Origin of the sequence: Opitutus sp. ER46, from assembly GCF_003054705.1 — a bacterium.
Lineage (GTDB): Bacteria > Verrucomicrobiota > Verrucomicrobiia > Opitutales > Opitutaceae > ER46.
On the sequence record NZ_QAYX01000022.1, the window covers coordinates 42,206 to 64,125 of the forward strand.

The window sequence follows — 21,920 nt, forward strand, 5'->3', positions numbered from 1 at the left end:
CGTGATCACATCGTCGGGTACCTCGTGAAGGTGTTGCGTGCGTCCGTTGGGTCAGTGCCAAAAAAGAAGACAGGCAAAGGCCTTAGCAGAAGGTCAAGTAGGGGCAGGCTTCGTCGCTGATGGTGCGACCGTCAGCCAACCGGTGCGTTTATCGGCGTCCGAAAGGCGTATGGTTCTCGAGTGAGGTGCAGTGTGCGAATTGGATCGTAGGATTTTTGGGCAGACCGCAGTTGCCAGAGAGCGCCTATCGATGTTGTTCTAAATAAACAATTTAGCTAGATCCTTAGGGTTGATGTTCATGAACTTCCATTCTCTGACTGAAATGAGACTTAACGGCGGTGCGAACATGCGGCTGTTGGGCTGCGTGCTGGCTTCGCTGCTTTCGGGGTCTGCTTTTGCCGCTTTGGACAATCCCACCCCGTCCATTCCGACGCCGACATCTTCAACCGCGACGATTAGTGTTCTCAGCGGCGATAACCAGACGGGCACTCCTGTGGAGTTTAACACCACGCCGTTCGACATCGCGGTATGGAACGCGGCGGGGACGGAGCCGCTGGTGGGAACGGAGGTAACGTTTACGGTGGAGTCGGGTGGCGGGTTGCTGGCGGCGACGAAGGATGCGGTGGTGCCGTCGAATACGCTGACGCTGCAGACGGATGAGGACGGGACGGTGCAGGCGTATTACCGGCAGCCGTTGGGGTTTGGCGTGCAGAGCGAAATCAAGGCGTCGGCGGCGGGAGGTGAGATCGTACTGCGGACGACCACGCTGGGATTCGGCGAGACGTTGGATGATGCGGCGAGTGGCTCGGGCAAGGATTCGGGGCGCGGGGACTCGTCTCTGAGTGGTCGCAAGGGCCGGGGTGGCGCGGTTCTGTTTGGCGGTGCCGGCGTCAGCGGCGCCAAGTCATCCAAATCCAAGGCGAAGGTGGCGGCGTTGTCGGTCGCCGCGGGAGAGGTCGTCCTCAAGACGCCCGACGGCAACTACTCCGTCAATACCGACACCTGGGTGATCTCGACCTACAGCGGACAATGAGTGGCCCTAAGAGCGATTCAGGCATGAAACAGACCATGAATCGGCGGGGAATGAAGCGCTTCATAGCGGTGGCGGCCGTTGCCGGCCTTGTGGTCGTGGGACTCGTCCTGGTGTGGCGACACTCACAGCCGCAGTCCGCGGCGGCGCGGCCGGCAAACCCCGCGGTTGCAACGCCGATGGGTGTCACCGCCACCCGGAGCCCGACGGCGGCGCCGGGCAGGGCAGTGACTGCGGTTGCGACACCGTCCTCGGCTCCCGCGGTTCCGGGTGTGCAGGTGGGGGCTTCGGTCTCGTCGGGGTCGGCGCTGGCATCGATGCCGGCGGCGCAACTGGGTGCCGACGAGCCGCCGCTCGAGGCGGCGACGGCCTCAGCCGCCGTGGCGCCGAACGGCGCGGTGGCGGCCAACGTGGATCAATCAGGGCGCGTGCATCCGCGGATCGATGAGGTGACGGCCACCCGGCGGATGATCGCCGCCCACGCGCCGTTGCTCGACCCCAAGGTGGCAGATCCCGACTCGGCCGAAAACCGGCAGGTGCTGCAAACGATGGTGCAGAAGGCGCTCTCGCGGGCGGAGAAGAAGTAGCTTGGCCGGAAGCCAGAGGCCAGAAGCCGGAGGCCGGATGGCCAGATGGCAGAGGTCAGACGTCGGATGTCAGCACCGAGGATCGGAAGCCGGATGGCGGAAGCCAGAAGCCGGATGGCGGAAGCCAGAAGCCGGAAGCCGGAAGCCGGATGGCCGGATGGCCAGATGTCAGAGGTCGGAGGTCAGATGCCTGAGCCGCCTACATGCCTGGGAAGCCACCTCGGCCGCGCATGGCTTCCATCTGGCGCATCATCTTTTTCGCGCCGCCGCCTTTCATCATCTTCATCATCTTCTGCATCTGCTGGAACTGCTTCAGCAGCTGGTTCACCTCGACGATCTTCACACCGGCGCCGTTCGCGATGCGCTGGCGCCGGCTGCCGTTGAGGACCTCCGGCTTGCGGCGCTCCTGCGGGGTCATCGACTTGATGATGGCTTCGGTGCGGTCCATCTGCTTGTCCGCGCCTTCCGGCAGCTCCATCGAGCCCATGCCGGGCATCATCTTCATGATGCTCTGCATCGAGCCGAGTTTCTTCACCTGCTGCAGCTGCGCCAGGAAGTCCTCGAGGTCGAACTCCGCCTTGCGGAGCTTCTCCGCCATCTTCTCGGCGTGCTTCTGGTCGATCGTCTCCTGCGCCTTTTCGACGAGCGAAACGACGTCACCCATGCCGAGGATGCGGGAGGCGAGGCGGTCGGGATAAAATGGCTCGAAGTCGGCGGTCTTTTCACCGGTGCCGACAAACTTGATGGGCACGCCGGTGACCGACTTGATCGAGAGCGCCGCGCCGCCCCGGGTGTCGCCGTCGAGCTTGGTCAGGATCAGGCCGGTGAGCTGCAGCGCCTCGTGGAACGCCTTCGCCACGTTGACCGCCTCCTGGCCGAGGGCGCCGTCGGCGACGAGGAGGACCTCGTCGGGCTGGATGCGCTCGCGGAGGTTCTTCACCTCGGCGATCAGGTTGGCGTCGATCTGGAGCCGGCCGGCGGTGTCGAAAATGATGCAGTCCGCGGTGGCGGCCTGGGCGGCGGCGAGGCCGGCGGTGCCGATGGCGGGCACGTCCTTCGAAACGCGGTCGGCGTAGAACCCGAGTTCCTCCTGCTTCGCGAGGATCTCGAGCTGGTCGATGGCGGCGGGACGGTAAACGTCGACGCCGACGACGAACGGTCGGTAGCCGCGCTTCTTGAGGAGCTTGCCGAGCTTGGCGGACGAGGTCGTCTTGCCGGAGCCGTGCAGGCCGACCATGAGAATCTTCAGCGGGCGGGCGGTCGAAAGCGTGGTGGTGCCCTCGCCGAGGAGCCGGACGAGTTCGTCGTGAATGATCTTCACGATCTGCTGGCCCGGGGCGACGCCCTTCAGGACCTCCTGGCCGACGCATTGCTGCTGCACGCGCTCCACGAACTCGCGGGCGACCTTGAAATGGACGTCGGCCGAGAGCAGGGCGGTGCGCACTTCCTTGAGTGCCTCCGCCATGTTTTCTTCGGACAGACGGCCGACGCCGCGGAGGTTACGCAGGGCCTGGCCGAGTTTGTCGGTGAGGGATTCGAACATGGAAGGGCGACACGGTTGGCGTAAATTGCGGTGCGAAGCAACTACGACTACCGGGGCGTGGCGAGTTGGCCGCGAAGGGGACGAAAACCAAACCGGTGGGTTAACCACCAATGGACACGAGTAATTCGGGACGGAATGCGGAGGCCGTGGCCGCTAAAGCTGCCTGCTCTATTCGTGTCTATTGGTGTCCATTCGTGGTTAACCGTTTTCAGGGGCGTATAGCGAACCGCAGAGGGAGGAGGGAAACCGCGAAAGGCGCGAAAGGACGCGAAAACCTGGGGTGGGCCGGAGCGGGCGGCGAGGACTGCGGGTTTTCGCGGCTGGGTTCGCGGGCGTTCGCGGTGAACCTTGGTTTGGCGGACTGAGCAGTTCGGAACGGGAGTAACCACGAATGGACACCAATGGACACGAATGAACACGAAGGTGGTGACGCCCGATCGGCGGGGCGGAGCGGGGGGCGAGCGGCCGGGGGGGCGGCCGGGTGAGGTCGCGACGGCGCGCAGAAACCGGTCGGCCTCGCGGCGCCCACGTTACCTCCACGTCGAGGGGGGACCGCGGCGGGCGATCGGCAGCGCGGTCCTCCTCAGACCGCCTTCTTCATCTGCGCGATCACTTCCTCGACCTTCTGGGCCATGGCGGTCGGGGAGAACGGCTTCACAACGTAGGAAATCACGTTGTGCTTCACCGCCTCGGTGACGGTCTGGCGATTGCTCGTGCCGGTGCAGAGGATGATCGGCAGATCGAGGAGCTTCGGGTGCTGCCGGATGCGGGCGAGCAGCGCGAGGCCGTTCACGCGGGGCATGCCAATGTCGAGAATGAGGATGTCGAAGGACCGGTCAGGATCCGTCAGGATCCACCAGGCTTCGTCGCCGTCGCTGGCGAAGGCGATGTGCTCGCGCTTGGTGATCGCGGACAGGGCATCGCGCATCAGAAAGCGGTAGGAATCATCATCATCGACCACGAGGATGCGCATGGGGAATAACCCTAGATCGGTCGAAAGCGGGGCGACTTGAACACGTTTCTCTCTCCGAAGCGCCTGTCACGAGCGGGTGATGCGTATCTCTCTTGGGCGGCCGCGCGGCGGCGATCCGGGGTAAACTCCCCGGATTGCGGTTGGGCGGATGCGCGTTGCGGAAGCGGCCGGACGGAGGCATGCCGACGCGCGCCGTCGCGCCGTGATCGACCAACACAATCCGGCGCGGCCCGGGGCCGCGACTGAGCGTGTCAGCGCCAATTTCGTCCTCGTCAACGGATGGCGTTTGCCGGATAACCGCCGCCCCTATGAACCCTGTTCTGCAGCTCTTGATCGACGGCGGCAGCCTTACGACCAGCCAGATGGCGCAGGTCTCCGGGCTGACCGAAGCGGAGGTTAATCAGCATCTGGAACAGTTGAAGAAGGACAAAATCTTCCTCGGCTGGCGCCCGGTGCTCGATCTTTCCCGCGAGGCCGCCGCCGGTGCTGCTGTCCGGGCCGTGATCGAGGTGCGCATCACCCCCGAGCGTGGGGGTGGGTTCAACCGGCATGCGGACCGGATCAGCCGGTTCGACGAGGTGGAGTCCTGCTACCTGATGTCGGGCGGCTACGACCTGCTCGTGTTCGTGAAGGGCGGCTCGCTGCAGAAGGTCGCCTCGTTTGTTTCGGAGAAGCTCTCGACCATCGAGGGCGTGCTGTCGACGTCCACGCACTTCATGCTGCGCTGTTACAAGGAGCAGGGCTTCATGCTGGAGGACGGCGAGCACCACCCGCACCGCCTCAACGTTTCGCCGTAACCTCCGGATCACCGCACCATGAGCACCGATCCGAAACGATGGGTGGCGGGGCATGTGTCCACGCTACCCAAGAGCGGCATTCGCGACTTCTTCGAGCTCGTCGCGAAGATGAAAGGCCAGGACGTGATTTCGCTCGGCGTGGGCGAGCCCGACTTCGTCACGCCGTGGCACATCCGCGAGGCGGCCATCTACGCCCTCGAAAAGGGTAAAACCTACTACACCTCGAACCTGGGCATGCCGGAGCTCCGCAAGGAGATTGCACGCTACGTCGAGGACCACTTCGGGGTGAGTTATCGTCCCGAGGACCAGGTCATTGTCACGGTGGGCGTCAGCGAGGCGCTGGATCTGGCGTTCCGCGCGTTCTGCAATCCCGGCGACAAGGTGATGTTCCACCAGCCGTGCTACGTGAGCTATCACCCGAGTGTGACGCTCGTGCATGGCGTGGGCATCGCGGTGCCGACGTACGCGCAGGACAACTTTGCGCTCACGGCCGAGGCCCTGCGCGCCGCGTGGCAGCCGGGGGCGAAGATCCTGATGCTCAACCTGCCGTGCAACCCGACGGGCGGCACCTGCAGCCGGGAGCAGCTCACGAAGATCGCGGAGTTCTGCCGGGAGAAGGACCTGCTCGTGCTGAGCGACGAGATCTACTCCGAGCTGACGTTTGAGGGCACGCACACCAGCATTGCTTCGCTGCCGGGCATGGCGGAGCGGACGATCTTCCTGCACGGTTTCTCCAAGGCGTTTGCAATGACCGGCTGGCGCATCGGCTACGCTTGCGGGCCGGCACCGCTGATCGACGCGATGATGAAGGTGCACCAGTACGCGATGATGTGTGCCTCGATCATCGCCCAGGAAGGCGCGCTCGATGCGCTGAAGCACGGCTGGGACAACGTGCTCAAGATGCGCGACCAGTACCATCGCCGGCGCGATCTCATTGTGCGTCGTCTCAACGAGATCGGCCTCAAGTGCCACTCGCCGCGCGGCTCGTTCTACGCCTTTCCGGACGTCACCTCGACCGGACTGGGCGAGAAGGAGTTCGCCGTGGGTCTGCTCGAGCAGCAGAAGGTCGCGGTCGTGCCGGGCGCGGCCTTCGGTGAGAACGGGCGGGGGCACGTCCGCGCCTGCTTTGCCACGGCCTACGACCAGATCATCGAGGCCTGCGACCGCATCGAGCGCTACGTCGGCTCACTCCGCCGGTAACCTGCGATCTGCGGCGCCGCCGGTGAATCCGGCCGGCGCGTCGTGCGCAGCCTTGCGCCCGCCGAAGGCAGCCCAAAGCTGTCGCCTCAACGCGTCTTCCTAATGTCCACCGCTTCCCAACGCATCGTTGCCATCGTCGGCCGACCCAATGTCGGCAAGAGTCGGCTTTTCAACCGGCTGGCGCGACGCCGCATCTCGATCGTGCATGACCAGCCCGGCGTCACGCGCGACGTCATCTCCACCGAGATCGAGGAAGGCCAGTACACGCTGCTCGACACGGGCGGCATCGGCTACAAGGGCGTGGACACGCCGGCGGCCCTGACGAAGGCGTCGGAGCAGCAGGTCGATTTCGCGATGGCCACGGCCACGGTGATCCTGTTCGTGGTCGACGGCCTGAGCGGGTTGTCGGGCCTGGACGAGCGGATCGCGCAGAGCCTCCGGCGCAGCAAGAAGAAGGTGCTGTTGGTCGTGAACAAGGCGGACTTCGACGACGACAAGATCGCCCTCGACGAGGCGTATCGCCTCGGGCTGGGGGAACCGCTGCGGGTGTCCGCGGAGCACGGCCGCGGCGAGGCCGAGTTGCGCGATGCGATTGCGGCGGCGCTCGGGCCGGTGCCGGAGGAGGCGTCCGACGCGGCGGTGAAGACCGCCAAGGACCCGTTGTGCATCTGCTTCATCGGCCGGCCAAACGTGGGCAAGTCCTCGCTCAGCAACCGGCTGCTCCGCAGTGACCGGCTGATCGTGAGCGACGTGCCGGGCACGACGCGCGACGCGATCGAGCTGCCCTTCGAGTTCGAAGGGCGCGACGGTCGCATGTATCCCTTCCGGCTGATCGACACGGCGGGCATCAAGGCGGCGGCGAAGCTGGCCTCGCCGGTCGAGTATTTTTCCCGGCTGCGCTCGTTCGACGCCATCAAGAAGACCGACGTGGTGTTCCTCGTGCTCGACGCATTGGAAGGTGTGACGCAGCAGGACAAGGCCATTGCCGGTGAGGCAATCAAGGAGGGGAAGCCCATCGTGATCGTCGTGAACAAGTGGGACCTCGTGCAGAAGGCGTTCAAGGAGCAGGGCGGCTTCGAGCCTTACGAAAGCGAGCGCGACTACCGCGAGAAGTACGAGCACGCGCTGTTCCAGCACCTGTTCTTCACGCCGGGCTCGCCGGTCATCTTCGTGTCGGCGATGAACGGCTACGAAGTCGATCGCATGCTCAACGCCGCGGTGAAACTGAATCGCGTGCTCGATAAGAAGCTGCCGACGGCGAAGCTGAACCAGCAGCTTGCGTTTCTCACCGAGCGCACGCCGCCGCCATCCGTGGGCAGCCAGCGCTTCCGGGTTTACTACGGCACGCAGACGGGAAACCGCCCGTTCCGCATCCGCCTCTTCTGCAATCGCGAGGAGAAGCTGACGGAAAGCTATCGCCGCTACCTCGAGGCGGGGCTGGTGGAGGAGTTCGGTCTGGCGGGCTGCCCGATCTATTTCGACCTGGTCGGCAAACCCCGGCGCGAGCACGAGCCCACGCGTCCGAGCGTGGAAGCCACGCGTCAGGCCCGGGCGGCCGAGCGGCGTCCGGCCTGGAAGAAGACGGACAAGCGCGGGCCGCGCGCGGAGCGCGAGTCCGATGCCGGCCGGGAGACGCTCGAGGACTAGCCGGAGCTTTTCGCGATGGGCACACCCTTGCGGCTAATTTTCATGGGCGCGGACGCCATCGCGCTTCCCCTGCTGAACTGGCTGGGAGGCGAGGGGGCGGCAGTGGGCCAGGTCGTGGGTGTGTTCACGCAGCCCGACCGGGCGACCGGCCGCGGGCAGAAGGTGCAGCCCAACGCGATCAAGAGCTGGGCGGTCGAGCGCGGACTGCCGGTGTTGCAGCCGGAGAAGCTGACGCCGGAGGTGCGGGCGGAACTCGCGGCGCTCGCGCCGGACGTCGCGCTCGTGATGGCCTACGGGCACATCCTGCGCGACGACTTCATCGGCACGCCGCGGCTGGGCACGCTGAACCTGCACACCTCGCTGCTGCCGCGTTACCGCGGGGCGTCGCCGATTCAGACGGCGGTTGCCAGCGGCGACCGCGAGACGGGCGTGACGCTGATGCGCATCGTGCGCCGGTTGGACGCCGGTCCGATGGCGGACGTGGAGCGGGTGCCGATCGGGCCCGCGGAGACGGCGCTGGAGATCGAGGCGAAGCTCGCGGCGGCGTGCGTGCCGCTGCTGGCGCGGGCGCTGCCGAAGCTGGCGGACGGCGCGCTGACGTTCACGGAGCAAGAGGAGGCGGCCGCGACGTATTGCCGAAAGTTGGACAAGGAGGACGGGGCGCTGGATTTCGCGGCGCCGGCGGCGCAACTGGCCGCGCGGTGCAACGGACTTTATCCGTGGCCGAGCTGCAGTGTGGAGCTCGCGGGGCAGCCCGTGAAAATCGGCCTGGCGGAAGCGGAGAGAGCGGTGGAGGCGGCGGCCTCCGCTGGGGTGGCGCCGGGGACGGTCGTCGGCGCGGATGCGGACGCGTTGCGTGTGGCGACCGGCAAGGGCGTGCTGCGCCTGCGGCGCATGCAGCGGCCGGGCGGGCGAATGTTACCCGCGGCCGATTTTCTGCGCGGTTTCCCGGTGCCGGCGGGGACGATCGCGCTCTCGCGTCCGATGTTGCCGCTGGTGGCCAGTACGCCGCCGGCGCCGCGGCGGGGGTCCTAAACCCATGAGCATGCTCGGCCAGTTTCCGGCGCGAGGGGCGCGCGGCTCCGGGGCGACATGTCGCTTGTTTTCGCCGACGCTTTCGGCAAGCTCGGGCGGCATGTGGAAATTTCTCGTGATCGGCGGCGCGACCGCTGCGACGCTCTTCGCCCAAGGCGCTCCGAGTCAGATGGAGATCGCCAATTTGCGGGAAGACGTGCGCGGGTTGACGCAGCGGGTCGGCGACCTGTCGCTGCGCATCGAGCAACTCGAGCGGGAGAACAATGAGCTGCGTTCGCGCGTGGGCGCGGCCGGCCAGAACTATGCGACGGTGGCCCAGTTGAACGACGCGGTCGAAGACCTCAACCGCACGATCCGCAGCGCGGTGGCCACGTCGAAGAACGAGACGCTGCAGCACGTCGCGGCGCAGATGGAGAAACTTGGGCGCCAGACGAATGCCGCCCTGGATTCGCTGGCGAAGACGCAGGCGACGCGGCCCGCGATGCAGACAACGTTCGCCGAAGATTACGCGAAGGAGGGCATGAGCTACACCGTCCAGAAGGGCGATTCGCTCGCCGGCATCGCGAAGAAGACCGGGGCGCGCTTCCAGGACATCATCAACGCGAACAAGATTTCTGACCCATCGCGGATCACGGTCGGACAAGTCCTTTTCATCCCCAATCCGCCTTCGGGCGCAGCGAAATAGCCATGTCGGCAGCTCCCTCCAAATCTCGTCTCGGTCGCGGTCTCGGCGGTCTCATCGCCGCGGCCAAGCCGGTTGTCACTCCGCCGACGGCGCCAGCCGCCGCCACCTCTGCCGCGAGTCATGCGGCATCGCCCGCGCCCGCGCCGGCCCCGGCCACGCCGGGTTACCAGGAGATCCCGGTGCACCTGGTGGAGCCGAGCCCGTACCAGGCGCGGCGGGAGATTCCGCCGGAGCAGCTCAGTGAACTGGCCGAGAGCATTCGCGCGGAAGGCTTGCTGCAGCCGATCGTGGTCAGGAAGACCGGCGAGAAGTTTCAGCTGATCGCGGGCGAGCGCCGCTGGCGTGCGTTCCAGCAACTCAAGATCAAGGCGATCCCGGCCCGCATCGTGGAGGCGAGCAACGCCTCGTCGGCCGCGCTCGGCCTGATCGAAAATCTGCAGCGCGAGGGCCTGAACCCGATCGAAGAGGCGCACGGCTACGCCAGTCTCATCCGCGACTTCGATCTGACGCAGGAGAACGCGGCGGAACGGGTAGGCAAGGGCCGGGCTAGCGTCGCCAACTCGCTGCGGTTGCTCGCGCTGGATGCGGAAATCCAGGGCTACGTCGCGAAGAACCTGCTCAGCGTCGGCCACGCCAAGGTGCTGCTCGGCGTGGAGGATGCGGCGCAGCGGATGGTGCTGGCGCGGCGGATCATCGAGGAGGGCCTCAGCGTGCGCGTCACGGAGAAGCTGGCCGCGTCGGCAAAGAGCGGCGGCAACACCGGCGCGCCGGCGACGCATCGCGCGACGGCGCTGACGCCCAAGGATGCGGCGACGGTCGCGGGCATTGAGAAGAAGCTCACGTCCCATCTCGGGGCGCGCGTGGCGCTCATGCACACGCCGAAGAAGGGCAAGATTGTCATCGAATACCGCGGCAACGAGGACCTGCAGCGCCTGCTGGAGAAGCTCGGCGTCGAGGCCTGAGTGGCCTGCAACCCGCCTCCCAAGCCGGTTGGCGGGCCACGGGCGCCGGCATCGACCGGGCGGGCGGAAAGCGGCAACTTTGCTGCTACTATCTGGATTCAGCCCGTTGCATAACGTCGGCGCCCGGCCGCGTTCCTATCGCCGCCGGAGCGGGGCGGAGTTGAAGTGCCGCCCCCTACCACCATGCCGCTTGTGATCACGCCCTATGCACTCGGCTATGCCTTGGCCGGGCTGTTGGCGGTCGGCTTGCTGCTGGCGGCGCTGCGGCGCCGGCACCTGCCGGGAGCGCGTACGATCGCTTGGCTGTTGGCGGCGGTGGCCTGGTGGGCGCTGGCGGGGGCGGTGGAACTCGCGGCCGTCGAGCCGTCGACGAAAGTGCTCTGGTCGGCGATTTGCTACCCGGGCACCCTGACGGCGCCGGTCTTCCTGTTATGGTTTGCGCTCGAGACGCGGGGCCTCGGGCGGCTCCTGCAGCCGCGGTGGCGGGCGGCAATGCTGGCGGTGCCCGCGCTTACGACGACGCTCGCGGCGACCAATGCGGCGCACCACTGGGTCTGGACGACGTTCGGGCCCGGGCCGTGGGGTACCAATACGATCGTCTATGGCCACGGGCCCGCGTTCTGGGTGGGCGCGGTGGGCTACTCCTACCTGTGCATGACGCTGGCGTCGCTCATCCTGCTTTCGGTGACGCTGCGCTTTTCCGAGCGGCATCGCTGGCGAATGCTGCTGGTGCTGGTCGGCATCTCGCTGCCGTGGCTGGGCAACTTCGCCTACGTGACGGGACTCGCGCCGGTGCCGATGGACTTGGCGCCGTTCACGCTGCTGGTTTCCGGCACGGTTTTCCTCTGGGTGCTCGTGGGGTCGCGGTTGTCGGACCTGGTGCCGCTCGCGCGGATGCGTTTGATCGAGCACCTGTCGAACCCCGTCGTGGTGCTCGACGCCACAGACCGCGTGGCGGAGTTGAACCCGGCGGCGCGATGCTGGTTGGCCGACCTCGGGGGAGACGTGCATGCGGACCGGCTGGGAGCGCTCCTGCCGCGTGATCCCGCGTGGCGGCAACTGACCCAGGCGGGAGTGCGACGGAACGAGCTCGCGCCTGCCTCGGCCGGGGGCCGCACGTTCGAGTGGGAGTGGATCGACCTGCTCAGCGAGGACGGCCGCCCAGCGGGCCGGTTGCTCATCGTCCGCGAGACCACGGCGCGCACGCAGGAGGAGACGCGGCGGCTGCAACTCGAGCGCCGGCTGTTGCGGGCCGAGAAGAACGAGAGCCTGGGCCTGTTTGCGGCCGGGGTGGCGCACGACTTTGACGCGTTGATGCACTCGCTGCTGCGGCGCCTTGAGTCGGCCGGGAACCGACTGGCCGGCGATGCGACGGCGACGCGGGAGATCCGCGAGGCGGAAGCGGCGGTGCGGCGGGCCGCGGAGCTGACGCGGCAGATCCTGCTGTATGCCGGCACCGAGCATGGGGAGCGGGCGCCGCTCGACGTGACGGCACCGGTGCGGGCCGCGGTCGCGCAGCAGCGGCGTGGAATCGATCCGACAATTTCAGTGGAGTTTGCCGCGGCGGTGGGCGTGCCGCCGATCGAGGGCAACGCCGCCGAGATCGAGGCCCTGGCGACGAACCTGTTGCGCAATGCCGTCGAGGCCATCGACGTTCCCGGAGGGAGTGTCACCGTCCGGATCTGGGCGGAGACCATCGGCGCGGCCTTCGACCCGCTGATGCGCTGGGAGCAGGAGGAACCACACGGGCATTGCGTGTGCGTCGAAGTGTGCGACACCGGCCGTGGCATGGACGAGGCCACCCGCGCGCGGGTGTTCGAGCCCTTCTTTACCACGAAGCCCACGGGCCAGGGTATCGGGCTGGCCGCGGTCTGGGGTGTCGTGCGCAGCCACAACGGGTGGATTGGCATCGCGACGGCGCCCGGACTGGGCGCGCGCGTACGCGTGGCGTTCCCGGCGCTTGGGTAGGGCCATGGGGTGGGCCCGGGGGAGCGTCGACGGCGCAACGCCGGGGCGGTCTCCTGCGTCTGGTCATCGGTACCTATGCCGACTCCAGCTTCTACCCCTGCGCCGCGCCGTTGGCGTGCCGCCTTTTCGTTCCACGCCCTCGTGGCGCGCGTTGCCCTTGTGGTGCTGGGTTCGCTGCTGGCCCTGCCGGGTCGGGCGGCTGATGCGCTGGTCGCATTTCCGGGCGCGGAAGGGGGCGGGCGTCTGGCCAAGGGCGGGCGCGGCGGCGAAGTCTACGTGGTGACGAATCTGGAGGATGATGGGCCCGGGTCGTTGCGCGATGCGGTCAGCGCCGGCAACCGCACGGTGGTGTTCGCCGTTTCCGGCACGATCCTGCTCAAGTCGGACCTGTTTGTCAGCCACTCGAATATCACAATCGCCGGCCAGACCGCCCCGGGAGACGGCATCTGCCTCCGTCGCTATCCGCTGCGGATCAAGGGGGCGAACGACGTCGTGGTGCGGTTCCTGCGGGTGCGTCCGGGCGACGAGGAGAAGAAGCCCGTGGACGGCATCGAGGTGAGCGAGGGCGCCAACATCATTCTGGATCACTGCTCGGTGAGTTGGTGGCTCGATGAAGGCATCAACACCTGGCATGGCGCCCGGGACGTGACGGTGCAGTGGTGCCTGATCGCGGAGGGGCTGAATCGAAATATCCACTACGCGCCGCACGCCTTCGGGGCGAGTTGGGGCGGAAAAAACTCATCGTATCACCACAATCTCTTCGCGCATTGCACCGCGCGGAATCCGAGCGTCGCGGGCAATAATCGCTACCGCACCGTGGGCATGGATCACCGGTGTTCGGTCATCTATAACTGGCAGCACCGCAGCTGTGACGGAAAGCCCGAGACCGTCAACGTGGTGAACAATTACTACAAGCCGGGCCCGGCCACGCAGCCGGAGGTCAGGCGCCGGGTGGCGCGCATCGACAACGCGCGGCGCGGGTACGGGTTCGATTCGCGATGGTACATCGAAGGCAACGTCGTCGAGGGGGCGCCGGACGTGAGTGCCGACAACTGGAACGGCGGGGTGGACTTCGATGCGGGCACGAATGCCGCGGCGAACCGCAGTCGGGCGCCATTCCCCTTTACCCCTGTGACGACGCAATCGCCGGAGGAGGCGTACCGCCTGGTGCTGGCCCAGGTGGGGGCGAGGCTGCCGCGGCTGGATGCGCATGACCGACGCGTTTTGCGGGAAGTGGCGACGGGCACGGCGACCTTTGGCGATGGCATCATCGACACCCAGAAGCAGACCGAAGGCTGGCCCGTCTTGAAGTCGGCGCCGGCGCCGGCGGACGCGGATCACGACGGCATGCCGGATGCGTGGGAGCAAGTCCGTGGGCTCAACCCACAGGACCCGGCGGACCGCAACGCGGTCGCCGCCAGCGGCTACACCCAGCTCGAGGAGTACCTGAACAGCCTCGTCACGCTGTAAGGTCTATCTGCGAGGGCCGACGCGTATCCTGTTTTCCGCGTCGTGCCTAAGCGACGTCGCGCACCGTGCCGCGGCAAAGGGAAGAGGCCGAGGCCCGGAGCTAAATATGCCGGGAGCCGGCGGAGGCGTCGGGCGAGAGGACGAACGTCCAGCCGCTTTTGTCGTCGACGAAGACGACCGTGGAAACCGGGGCGGCGGCATCCGTGGCGGGAGCCATGGCGACCGGCGCGGCGACGTTATGCGGGGCGCTGGCGGGCGCCTGATGACCGGGCGTCACGTACAGGCCGATGGCGACGGCGGCCGCGGCTGCGAGGGGCAGCGTCAGCCACGCCGCGAGCGAGCGGGTTGAGCGGGCGGGCTGCTCCGTGCGAATCCGGCGCCGGACCGCGTACCACTCCCGCTCGACGTCGGGCAGTGGCACGGTGGAGGCCTGCTCACGCCAGCCAGCAATCCCGGCGGTGAGTTGCGCCGCGAATTCCCGGCAGGCTGGGCAGGCACCGAGATGCTCTGCCAAGGCGGCCCGCTGCGGTTCGGCGACCGCACCGTCGCGCGCGGCGACGATCTGAAGCTGGGCTTTCTGGCAGTTCATGAGGAGGAGGGAAGACGACGACGGTGAACGTGAGTTTCGGTGTTAGGACGCCGGATCAACCGTGGCGCCCGTCGCCGTGGCGATCATGGCCGCGGTCGTCATGCCGGTCGTACCGATCGTGGTGATAGCGCGGATGCTCGTCGGCGACCCAGACGCGGCGAGTGCGGTATTCCATGTGCGCCGGCTCCATCACCTGCACGAGGTGGCCCCATTGGTTGCGGGTGGTTACCCAGCGGGCGGGCACCCAGACGCGGACGTTGACGTCGCGCCAGTAGCCGCGGGGGCCGTAGTGCGGGCCGCCATAGACCGGGGCGGGAGCGTAGGTGGGCGAGCCAAAGTGGATGCTGCCGTTGACGCTAAGGCGATCGGCGCGGGCAACTGAGGCGGTGGCGAGGCCAGCGAGAGCGAGGAGGGCGAGAGAGAGGCGTTTCATGGTGTCTCCTGGTTGATGTTTGCCCATGAGACGAATCGCGCGCGGTCCATATTCACTCGGGAAGAGGTGCTGTCGGAACGCCGTGGAACTCGGCTAGTTCGCCATGATGATGACACCGGAGACGCCGCCATTGCCCGCGGGGCCGCCCATAAAGACGGCGGGGCGCCCGGGAGAGACGGTCACGACATTGCCATCGCGTTGCACGCGGACATTCCCGGCGTTGTCGCTCTCGAGCTTGACGCTGCCGCCACCCGGCAGGGAGAGGGAGGCGGAGCCCCCGCGCGCGACCGAGGCGGAGGACTCGCCCACGTATTTGAAGCTTTCGAACCGGAGGTTCCGGCGCAGGACGGCTTCATAGGGGGCGAGGCGCGGATCGGTGGCGCCGCGGTCGTTGGACGCGGTGAAGCCGATGGCGCGGACGGACGTGGCGCCGCCGGCGGCGTGGCTGGCGAGGGGCGTGAGGACCAACAGCAGACCGGCGAGGATGGCTTGGACTAATCGCATGGCAGTTCTCCTAGTTTTTGCGCCAGCATCCGGCGCGCATTGAAAAGACGGGACATAACGGTACCGCGGCGGATCGAAAGCGAAGCCGCGATTTCGTCGTAGGAAAGTCCGCTGATTTCGCGCAGCGCGAGCACGGCGCGATGCTTGGGCGGAAGCGACTCGAGCGCACGTTCAAATCTCTCGTTTTGCTCCCGGCGCTCGGCTTCGTCGCGCGGCGTTTCGGTGACCGCGGGTTCGGGGGTGCGCGGGCCGGGCTGGTCGGAGTCGCCGTCGTCGGCGGAAAGGAAGGGAAGAAACCGATCGAGCCAACGCTTGCGGCCGCGGAGATGGTCGATGGCGCGCCGGACGGCAATGGGGTGCACCCAGGTGGAGAATTTGGCGTCGCCGCGAAACTTTGCGAGGTTGCGCCAGACGGTGAGCCAGACCTCCTGGCAGACGTCACGGGCGGCGTGTTCGTCGTGGATCACCGAGCAGACCAGGCGAAACACGGGTTCATAGTGGCTGCGCATCAGCACGCCGAAGGCCTCCTCGTCGCCGGCCTGGGCGCGGCGTAGAAGTTCGGGATCGTCGGGTATCTGGGTGGGCTCGGCCACGTTGGGAGGCGGACGTCCGCCGGGAGGGAGGGTTTCGAAGATGGCTAGGTGCGAGTCAGGTGCAACGTTGTAGGACGCGCAAGGCAGGGCGGCTATTCGCAGTCAAGCGATTGGGGCCGAGACCCGAGCGCGCTTTTGCTTGGCGCGGCGATAATTGGCGATTTGCTCACCGTATCTCTGTTGTTCCACCGCCCATGCGCCAAGCCCTGCAGGCACTGACTGACGAACTGCGCCGCCTCAAAAATGCCGGGGTGAAGAATGTCGCTGTGTCCGCGGAAAGCGTGGCGGCGTTGCGGCACGCGATGGAGTTGCATGGCTGTCTGGCGGACGCCGGGACGGGCGCTGCGTCTTCGGCGTCGGCCGAGGCCTCGCCGCCGATCCGACCGATGGCCCCGCCCCCCAAGGCCTACGAACCTCCGGTGCTGCGGGCGCCGGAACCGGTGGTGCCGAAGGTCGCGACGCCCGCGCTGCCGGCACAACCACCGCCTTTTTCGTTGCCGACGGGAGACAAGGCCGCGCGCTGGGCGGCATTGCGCGAGATCGTCCTGAACGATCCGATCTGCCGCGCCCAGGTCCGCCCGGGAAAGAAGGTGGTGCTCGGGGTCGGCACGCTCGACGCCAAGATCATGTTCGTTGGCGAGGCGCCCGGGGCGGAGGAGGAGATCCAGGGCGAGCCGTTCGTCGGCGCCGCAGGGCAGCTCCTGACCAAGATGATCCAGGCGATGGGGGTGAAGCGGGAGGAGGTCTATATTGGCAACATCATGAACTGGCGCCCGCAGTTGCCGGTTGCGCACGGTGGCGAGCAGGTGGGCAACCGGCCGCCGACCGAGGCGGAGATGCGGTACTGCCTGCCATACCTGCGCGCGCAAATCGAAGTCGTGAATCCCGACCTGCTGGTGGCGCTCGGCGCGACGGCGGCGCAGGGGCTGCTGGGCTTTGGCGCCTTCAAGACGCTCGGCGAAGTGCGCGGGCGCTGGCATGAGTTTTCCGGGAAGCCGCTGATGGTGACTTACCATCCGAGCTACATCCTGCGTAACCAATCCAACCGCTCGAAGCGCATGATCTGGGAGGACCTGCTCAAGGTGATGGAGCGCGCGGGGCTGCCCATCTCGGCGCGGCAGCAGGGCTATTTTTTGGACAAATGAAACGCCTCCTCCTGTTTCTCCTGGCGGTCGGTGCCACGGTGCTCGCGCCGAGCGTGCGCGCGGCCGATGACATCTTCGATTTCGAGGTGTTGCGCTACCAGGCCAAGATGCTGGCGAACCGTCCGTACGCGCTCCCGCCGCCGGTGCCGGACTGGCTGCTCAAGCTGAGCTATGACCAGCACCGGCTCATCCAGTTCAACGCCGGCCGTTCGCTGTGGCGCCGCGAGGCGCTGCCGTTTCAGGTGCAGTTCTTCCATCCCGGCTACATCTTCAACCGTCAGGTCCGCGTGAATACGGTCGAGCGCCGGCACGTGCGGCCGGTGCCGTTTGACCGCGATTTCTTCAACTACGACACGCTCCAGGTTGGCGCGCTGCCGGCGAACATGGGCTTTGCCGGCGTGCGGCTGCTGTATCCGCTGAACCATCCGGGCGACGAACTGGGCGTGTTCCTGGGGGCGAGCTACTTCCGCTTTCTTTGCGAGCGGGCGTTCTACGGCCTCTCGGCGCGCGGGCTCGCGCTCAATACCGGCGTGTCCGGCCCCGAGGAGTTCCCGGTCTTCACCGAGTTCTGGATCGAGCGTCCCACCGAGGACGCGAAGGTGCTGACGGTCTACGCGCTGCTCGACAGCCCGAGTGCGACGGGCGCGTTCCGCTTCGTCATCACGCCGGGGGCGGACACCGTGATGCATGTGCGCACCGCCATCTATTTTCGCGCGGACGTGGGGGTCGTGGGGATGGCGCCGCTGACGAGCATGTTCTGGCGCGGGGAGAACGCGCCGCTGCCCACGCAGGATTTTCGCCCCGAGGTGCACGATTCCGACGGCCTGCAGCTCTTTACCGGCAGCGGCGAGTGGCTGTGGCGTCCGCTGCGCGCCGTGCGGGCACCGCACGTGGCGATGTTCGGCGACGAGAATCCGCGCGGCTTCGGCCTGATGCAGCGCGACCGCAATTTCGAAAACTACCAGGACCTCGAGGCGCATTATCACCTCCGCCCAAGCGCATGGGTGGAGCCCGTGGGCAACTGGGGCCGCGGCGCGGTGCGCCTGCTCGAGCTGCCGACGGAGAACGAGTTCAACGACAACATCGTCGCCTGCTGGGTGCCGGAGAAGCTGCCGCCGCACGGCGAGGCGCTCCTGCTGGAGTATCGCCTGCACTGGTGCCTCGACCAGTTCCGGCCGCCGGCGGGACTCGTGATCGGAACCCGTCATGGCCACTCACCGAATGAGACGGGCCTGGAGCGCTTCGTCGTGGATTTCGATGGCACGTACCTGAGCAACCAGCGCGCCGATCCCGCGATCGAACCCGTGCTCACGGTGGGCGAGGGTGCCAAGCTCGTGCACTCGGCGTTGCACAAGAACATCTACAACGGGAGCTGGCGGGTGTCCTTCGCCTTGCAGCCCGACGGGACCGGGCGGCCGGTGGAGTTGCGGTGCTTCCTCCGGAAGCCGCCCCACGTGCTCACGGAGACCTGGTCGTACCTGTGGCAACCATGAGCGGAGCCGACAGTTCCGGCGCGGCCGGTTCGGAGGCTGACGCGGGTCCCGGTTGGGACGCCGTCGGTCTGGGCGGGGCGCTGGATACGCTGGCCGGCTTTCGGCCGAAGACGGGGAATATGGAGGCCTGGAATGCCGCCTATGTGCGCGTTGAGGATTACCTGCGCGCCCATCGGATTCACAATCGGCTCCACCAGAGCCGTCTGATCCAGACGGTGCTCGAACGCGCGGCCCGCCGCCACGAGGCCAACCCGGCGCTCAATCCGACCCAGCTCGCGGTCGAGGAATTGGAGCTCTGGATGCAGCGCTGGTTTACGTCGGTCCTCGGCGCGACGGAGAACAGCGCGGACCGCGTCGCGGCGCAGGGGCGTCTCGCCATGCTGCTGTGCGATGGCCCGCAGAAATGGCCGTACGTGTTCCTGGATAACCGGACGCAGCCGACCGATTTCGTGACGGCGATGCGGACCGGCGCGATTGACGCCGGCCCGGACATGTCGCTCTCGAGCATGGTGCCCCGGCCGATCGACCTTGGGCCCATCCCGGAGGCTGCGGGCGAGACCATCGAGCGCATCGAGGACTGGCCGATCGTGCGCACGCTGCTGCTGTGGCTCGTGTTTGCCGGCTGCCTGGCGGTCATCTTCCGCATGACCCGCTGAACCGCACGCCATGCGCCTTTTTCTCACCGAGACCATGGACCAGGGCCGGCTCAACCGGCGCCGATTCCTCTTTTTCACGGGAATCTTCGGCGTCACGAGCATCGCCACGTGGTTCATGGCCGACCTCCTCTGGCGCAACGGGCTCAGCATGGTGGAGGGAATCGTCCTCCTGTTGTTCGTCGTGCTGTTCGCGCACGTGGCGGTGGGGTTCTGCACGGCGCTGGTCGGCTTCTATGTGATCAACCGCGGCGGCGACAGTTCGCGGATCGTCCCGCCGAAGCCGGGCGCGCCGCTCGCTTCGACGGCGATCATCATGCCGGTGTTCAACGAGGACGTGAGCCGCGTGTTCGAAGCCCTGCGCGTGATTTATCGCTCGGTGCAGGAGACGGGCGAACTGGAGCACTTCGACTTCTTTGTCCTGAGCGATTCCAACCAGCCGAACCAGTGGATCCAGGAGGAGGTGGCCTGGCTCGAGCTCTGCAAGCAGGTGAACGGTTTCGGGAAGATCTTTTACCGGAAGCGCCGCATTTCGATTAACAAGAAGGCCGGCAACGTCGCCGACTTCCTGCGCCGCTGGGGCCGGCGCTACCGCTACATGGTCGTGCTCGACGCCGACTCGATCATGACCGGCCGGAGCCTCGTGCAGCTCGTGGCGACGATGGAGAAGCACCCGTCGATCGGCATCCTGCAGACCGCGCCGCGGATCGTGAATGGCACGACCCTGTTTGCGCGCGTGCAGTCGTTCGCCAATCGGCTCTACAGCCCGCTGTTCCTGGCCGGCCTCAATTACTGGCAGCAGCACGAGGGCAATTACTGGGGGCACAACGCGGTGATCCGCGTGCAGCCGTTCATCGACCACTGCGCGCTGCCCGACCTGCCCGGCAGCGAACCCTTCGGCGGCCGCATCCTTTCGCACGACTTCGTGGAGGCGGCGCTGATGCGCAAGGCCGGCTGGGGCGTGTGGTTGGCGGGCGACATCGAGGGCACCTTCGAGGAGGGCCCGCCGACGCTGATCGATTCCGCGAAGCGCGACCGCCGCTGGTGCCAGGGCAACATGCAGCATACCTGGCTGCTCACCGCCCGCGGTTTCCGGCCGGCCAATCGCTTCCACATGCTCATGGGCGTGATGGGCTACGTGTCCTCGCCGCTCTGGCTGTTCTTCCTGCTCGTCAGCACGATCCACGTCTTTGCGCAGGTGACCTCGCCGGGGAAACTCGGTCCGCGGCCGGAGGATTACACTTCGATCTTCGGCTACGAACTGGAGGTGCCGGAGGCCTTCACGCTGTTCCTGCTGACGATGTTCCTGCTCTTCGTTCCGAAGGTCCTGAGTGTGATCGTCGCTTTCAACCGCGGCCACGCGGACCGATTTGGCGGCCGCCGCGAACTCGTCACCAGCGCCGTGCTCGAGACGGTGCTGTCCGCGCTCATCGCGCCGATCTCGATGGCGTTCAACGCGAAGTTCGTCCTGACGACGCTGCTCGGCCAGGGCGTTTCCTGGGTGACGCAGCGGCGGGACGCCGATGTCGACGGCACCGACTGGCGCGAGGCGATCCTGACCCACGGCGGGCAGACCTGCTTCGGGGTGGTGTGGGGCGTGTCCTCGTTCATCATCTCGCCCGGCTTCTTCTGGTGGCTCAGTCCGGTGATCGCGGGCCTCGTGCTTTCGATCCCGATCTCGATCTTCCTGAGCAAGGCCTCCATCGGCCGCGGGGCGCGCGAGCTCGGATTGTTCATGACGCCGGAGGAGGTTGCGGCGCCGTACGAACTGAGGCGCCTCGAGCAGAACCTCGCGGAGTGCTACCGGCACCTCGCGCCAATCGGCCCGCTGCGGGCGGACTATGGCCTGCTCCAGGCCGTGCTCGACCCGTACGTCAACGCGCTGCACGTCGCGCTGCTGCGGCAGCGGCGGCAGACCGAGGAGTCGCGCGAGTGGTTTGCCCAGTTGCGCGACCGTCTGCTGCATGACGGGCCCGGCAACCTGACGACGAAGGAGAAACTCGCGCTGCTGATGGATGCCGACTCGATGCTCGAACTGCACCGGGAGTTGTGGAATTCGCCGGCTGAGTCGCTGGCCGAGTGGTGGCGGCTGGCAATGCGCCAGTACAACGTGCTCACGGCCGCGCCGACGACGGCGCTTTATCGCTGAGCGGTGCCCGGAGACTGGCGGCAGGGGCGACCATCGAACGCCGGCGCGCCAGACGGCACGCGAGAACCGCCGGCGCAGCGGCTCAGCGCTTGATGATTCGCCTCAGCTCGGCCTCGGCGCGATCGTACTCGGCGCGGAGTTCGGCGATGAGCGGCGCCACGTCGGCGAGCCCGTGCTCGCGGGAGTGGTGTTCGAGTCGCTCGGCGACGGTGCGGACGTCGGTGGCGCCGACGTTGCCGGAGCTGCCCTTGATGCTGTGGGCGGCACGGGTGAATGTCGGGATGTCGCCGGCGGCGAGGCTGCGGTCCAGTTCGGCCAGCCGGACCGGCGTATCGTCGAGGTAGATTCCGGCGATTTCGCGCAGGAACTCATCGTTGTCGCCGGGATTGAGGGCGCGCAGGCTTTCGATGGCCTGCGGGTCGATGGGGGTGGTCGCGGGCATGCTGGAGTGAGAAATGAGGTAT

21 protein-coding genes are annotated in these 21,920 nt (G+C 67.0%); 14 read left to right on the forward strand and 7 right to left on the reverse strand.

Annotated features, from left to right (window positions below):
• Positions 1-322 precede the first annotated feature (322 nt).
• Together DB354_RS10675 and DB354_RS21970 are read left to right on the forward strand one after the other, a co-directional pair.
• Positions 323-1,033 carry a hypothetical protein gene (locus DB354_RS10675; RefSeq protein ID WP_146180189.1) on the forward strand — a complete coding sequence of 237 codons (711 nt, stop codon included), beginning with the start codon at positions 323-325 and terminating at the stop codon, positions 1,031-1,033.
• A gap of 50 nt (positions 1,034-1,083) precedes the next feature.
• A complete protein-coding gene (locus tag DB354_RS21970) occupies positions 1,084-1,617 on the forward strand; it encodes a hypothetical protein (protein WP_146180190.1) in 534 nt (177 codons plus the stop codon).
• A gap of 199 nt (positions 1,618-1,816) precedes the next feature.
• On the opposite strand, the gene ffh is transcribed toward DB354_RS21970, so the two are convergent.
• Positions 1,817-3,160, reverse strand: a complete 1,344-nt coding sequence (gene ffh / locus DB354_RS10685) for a signal recognition particle protein (protein ID WP_107835620.1) — start codon at positions 3,158-3,160, stop codon at positions 1,817-1,819.
• A gap of 583 nt (positions 3,161-3,743) precedes the next feature.
• Complete coding sequence (locus DB354_RS10690) at positions 3,744-4,133, reverse strand: response regulator (protein WP_107835621.1); 390 nt, start codon at positions 4,131-4,133, stop codon at positions 3,744-3,746.
• Between the two features lie 308 nt (positions 4,134-4,441).
• Here DB354_RS10690 and DB354_RS10695 point away from each other — a divergent pair, with 308 nt between their 5' ends.
• From DB354_RS10695 to DB354_RS10730, 8 genes are all read left to right on the forward strand, one after another.
• Positions 4,442-4,930 carry an Lrp/AsnC family transcriptional regulator gene (locus DB354_RS10695; protein WP_107835622.1) on the forward strand — a complete coding sequence of 163 codons (489 nt, stop codon included), beginning with the start codon at positions 4,442-4,444 and terminating at the stop codon, positions 4,928-4,930.
• 18 nt (positions 4,931-4,948) lie between these two features.
• Positions 4,949-6,130: an aminotransferase class I/II-fold pyridoxal phosphate-dependent enzyme gene (locus DB354_RS10700; protein ID WP_107835623.1), complete on the forward strand. Its 1,182-nt coding sequence runs from the start codon at positions 4,949-4,951 to the stop codon at positions 6,128-6,130.
• Positions 6,131-6,232: 102 nt separating this feature from the next.
• Entirely contained in the window at positions 6,233-7,777 is a 1,545-nt protein-coding gene (der, locus tag DB354_RS10705) for a ribosome biogenesis GTPase Der (RefSeq protein ID WP_107835624.1), read from the forward strand.
• Between the two features lie 15 nt (positions 7,778-7,792).
• Entirely contained in the window at positions 7,793-8,812 is a 1,020-nt protein-coding gene (gene fmt / locus DB354_RS10710) for a methionyl-tRNA formyltransferase (RefSeq protein ID WP_233256610.1), read from the forward strand.
• A gap of 100 nt (positions 8,813-8,912) precedes the next feature.
• Positions 8,913-9,497 (forward strand): LysM peptidoglycan-binding domain-containing protein, encoded by a 585-nt coding sequence (locus DB354_RS10715; protein WP_107835626.1) that lies wholly within the window; start codon positions 8,913-8,915, stop codon positions 9,495-9,497.
• A 2-nt stretch (positions 9,498-9,499) separates the two neighbouring features.
• A complete protein-coding gene (locus DB354_RS10720) occupies positions 9,500-10,459 on the forward strand; it encodes a ParB/RepB/Spo0J family partition protein (RefSeq protein WP_107835627.1) in 960 nt (319 codons plus the stop codon).
• Between the two features lie 183 nt (positions 10,460-10,642).
• Positions 10,643-12,427 (forward strand): histidine kinase N-terminal 7TM domain-containing protein, encoded by a 1,785-nt coding sequence (locus DB354_RS10725; RefSeq protein WP_107835628.1) that lies wholly within the window; start codon positions 10,643-10,645, stop codon positions 12,425-12,427.
• 141 nt (positions 12,428-12,568) lie between these two features.
• Complete coding sequence (locus tag DB354_RS10730) at positions 12,569-13,897, forward strand: hypothetical protein (protein WP_199226834.1); 1,329 nt, start codon at positions 12,569-12,571, stop codon at positions 13,895-13,897.
• 100 nt (positions 13,898-13,997) lie between these two features.
• On the opposite strand, the gene DB354_RS10735 is transcribed toward DB354_RS10730, so the two are convergent.
• The 4 genes from DB354_RS10735 to DB354_RS10750 all read right to left on the reverse strand — a co-directional run bounded on the left by DB354_RS10735 (position 13,998) and on the right by DB354_RS10750 (position 16,016).
• Entirely contained in the window at positions 13,998-14,486 is a 489-nt protein-coding gene (locus tag DB354_RS10735; RefSeq protein ID WP_107835630.1) for a zf-HC2 domain-containing protein, read from the reverse strand.
• Between the two features lie 55 nt (positions 14,487-14,541).
• On the reverse strand, positions 14,542-14,919 hold the full coding sequence (locus tag DB354_RS10740) for a hypothetical protein (protein WP_107835631.1): 378 nt from the start codon (positions 14,917-14,919) through the stop codon (positions 14,542-14,544).
• A gap of 93 nt (positions 14,920-15,012) precedes the next feature.
• On the reverse strand, positions 15,013-15,423 hold the full coding sequence (locus tag DB354_RS10745; RefSeq protein WP_146180191.1) for a hypothetical protein: 411 nt from the start codon (positions 15,421-15,423) through the stop codon (positions 15,013-15,015).
• Positions 15,414-16,016, reverse strand: coding sequence for a sigma-70 family RNA polymerase sigma factor (locus DB354_RS10750; protein WP_158277485.1), 603 nt, complete (start codon positions 16,014-16,016; stop codon positions 15,414-15,416). The genes DB354_RS10745 and DB354_RS10750 overlap by 10 nt, the downstream gene beginning before the upstream one ends.
• Positions 16,017-16,210: 194 nt before the next feature.
• On the opposite strand from DB354_RS10750, the gene DB354_RS10755 reads away from it, so the two are divergent.
• From DB354_RS10755 to mdoH, 4 genes are read left to right on the forward strand one after another with little or no spacing between them, the layout of a single operon-like run.
• A complete protein-coding gene (locus DB354_RS10755; RefSeq protein WP_107835634.1) occupies positions 16,211-17,161 on the forward strand; it encodes a uracil-DNA glycosylase in 951 nt (316 codons plus the stop codon).
• The gene (locus tag DB354_RS10760; protein ID WP_107835635.1) at positions 17,158-18,654 is read left to right on the forward strand and encodes a glucan biosynthesis protein; all 1,497 of its coding nucleotides are present in this window, start codon (positions 17,158-17,160) and stop codon (positions 18,652-18,654) included. Before DB354_RS10755 ends, DB354_RS10760 begins: the two co-directional genes overlap by 4 nt.
• On the forward strand, positions 18,651-19,310 hold the full coding sequence (locus tag DB354_RS10765; protein WP_107835636.1) for a hypothetical protein: 660 nt from the start codon (positions 18,651-18,653) through the stop codon (positions 19,308-19,310). Before DB354_RS10760 ends, DB354_RS10765 begins: the two co-directional genes overlap by 4 nt.
• 10 nt (positions 19,311-19,320) lie before the next feature.
• Positions 19,321-21,456: a glucans biosynthesis glucosyltransferase MdoH gene (gene mdoH / locus DB354_RS10770; RefSeq protein ID WP_107835637.1), complete on the forward strand. Its 2,136-nt coding sequence runs from the start codon at positions 19,321-19,323 to the stop codon at positions 21,454-21,456.
• 82 nt (positions 21,457-21,538) lie between these two features.
• On the opposite strand, the gene DB354_RS10775 is transcribed toward mdoH, so the two are convergent.
• Entirely contained in the window at positions 21,539-21,898 is a 360-nt protein-coding gene (locus DB354_RS10775; RefSeq protein WP_107835638.1) for an Hpt domain-containing protein, read from the reverse strand.
• Between the last annotated feature and the right edge of the window lie 22 nt (positions 21,899-21,920).

What these genes read in the sequence shown, in the direction of transcription:
- DB354_RS10675 (WP_146180189.1), top strand. Translation starts at nt 323, where the DNA reads ATGAGACTTAACGGCGGTGCGAACATGCGGCTGTTGGGCTGCGTGCTG.
- DB354_RS21970 (WP_146180190.1), top strand. Translation starts at nt 1,084, where the DNA reads ATGAAGCGCTTCATAGCGGTGGCGGCCGTTGCCGGCCTTGTGGTCGTG.
- ffh (WP_107835620.1), bottom strand. Translation starts at nt 3,160, where the DNA reads ATGTTCGAATCCCTCACCGACAAACTCGGCCAGGCCCTGCGTAACCTC.
- DB354_RS10690 (WP_107835621.1), bottom strand. Translation starts at nt 4,133, where the DNA reads ATGCGCATCCTCGTGGTCGATGATGATGATTCCTACCGCTTTCTGATG.
- DB354_RS10695 (WP_107835622.1), top strand. Translation starts at nt 4,442, where the DNA reads ATGAACCCTGTTCTGCAGCTCTTGATCGACGGCGGCAGCCTTACGACC.
- DB354_RS10700 (WP_107835623.1), top strand. Translation starts at nt 4,949, where the DNA reads ATGAGCACCGATCCGAAACGATGGGTGGCGGGGCATGTGTCCACGCTA.
- der (WP_107835624.1), top strand. Translation starts at nt 6,233, where the DNA reads ATGTCCACCGCTTCCCAACGCATCGTTGCCATCGTCGGCCGACCCAAT.
- fmt (WP_233256610.1), top strand. Translation starts at nt 7,793, where the DNA reads ATGGGCACACCCTTGCGGCTAATTTTCATGGGCGCGGACGCCATCGCG.
- DB354_RS10715 (WP_107835626.1), top strand. Translation starts at nt 8,913, where the DNA reads ATGTGGAAATTTCTCGTGATCGGCGGCGCGACCGCTGCGACGCTCTTC.
- DB354_RS10720 (WP_107835627.1), top strand. Translation starts at nt 9,500, where the DNA reads ATGTCGGCAGCTCCCTCCAAATCTCGTCTCGGTCGCGGTCTCGGCGGT.
- DB354_RS10725 (WP_107835628.1), top strand. Translation starts at nt 10,643, where the DNA reads ATGCCGCTTGTGATCACGCCCTATGCACTCGGCTATGCCTTGGCCGGG.
- DB354_RS10735 (WP_107835630.1), bottom strand. Translation starts at nt 14,486, where the DNA reads ATGAACTGCCAGAAAGCCCAGCTTCAGATCGTCGCCGCGCGCGACGGT.
- DB354_RS10740 (WP_107835631.1), bottom strand. Translation starts at nt 14,919, where the DNA reads ATGAAACGCCTCTCTCTCGCCCTCCTCGCTCTCGCTGGCCTCGCCACC.
- DB354_RS10745 (WP_146180191.1), bottom strand. Translation starts at nt 15,423, where the DNA reads ATGCGATTAGTCCAAGCCATCCTCGCCGGTCTGCTGTTGGTCCTCACG.
- DB354_RS10755 (WP_107835634.1), top strand. Translation starts at nt 16,211, where the DNA reads ATGCGCCAAGCCCTGCAGGCACTGACTGACGAACTGCGCCGCCTCAAA.
- DB354_RS10760 (WP_107835635.1), top strand. Translation starts at nt 17,158, where the DNA reads ATGAAACGCCTCCTCCTGTTTCTCCTGGCGGTCGGTGCCACGGTGCTC.
- DB354_RS10765 (WP_107835636.1), top strand. Translation starts at nt 18,651, where the DNA reads ATGAGCGGAGCCGACAGTTCCGGCGCGGCCGGTTCGGAGGCTGACGCG.
- mdoH (WP_107835637.1), top strand. Translation starts at nt 19,321, where the DNA reads ATGCGCCTTTTTCTCACCGAGACCATGGACCAGGGCCGGCTCAACCGG.
- DB354_RS10775 (WP_107835638.1), bottom strand. Translation starts at nt 21,898, where the DNA reads ATGCCCGCGACCACCCCCATCGACCCGCAGGCCATCGAAAGCCTGCGC.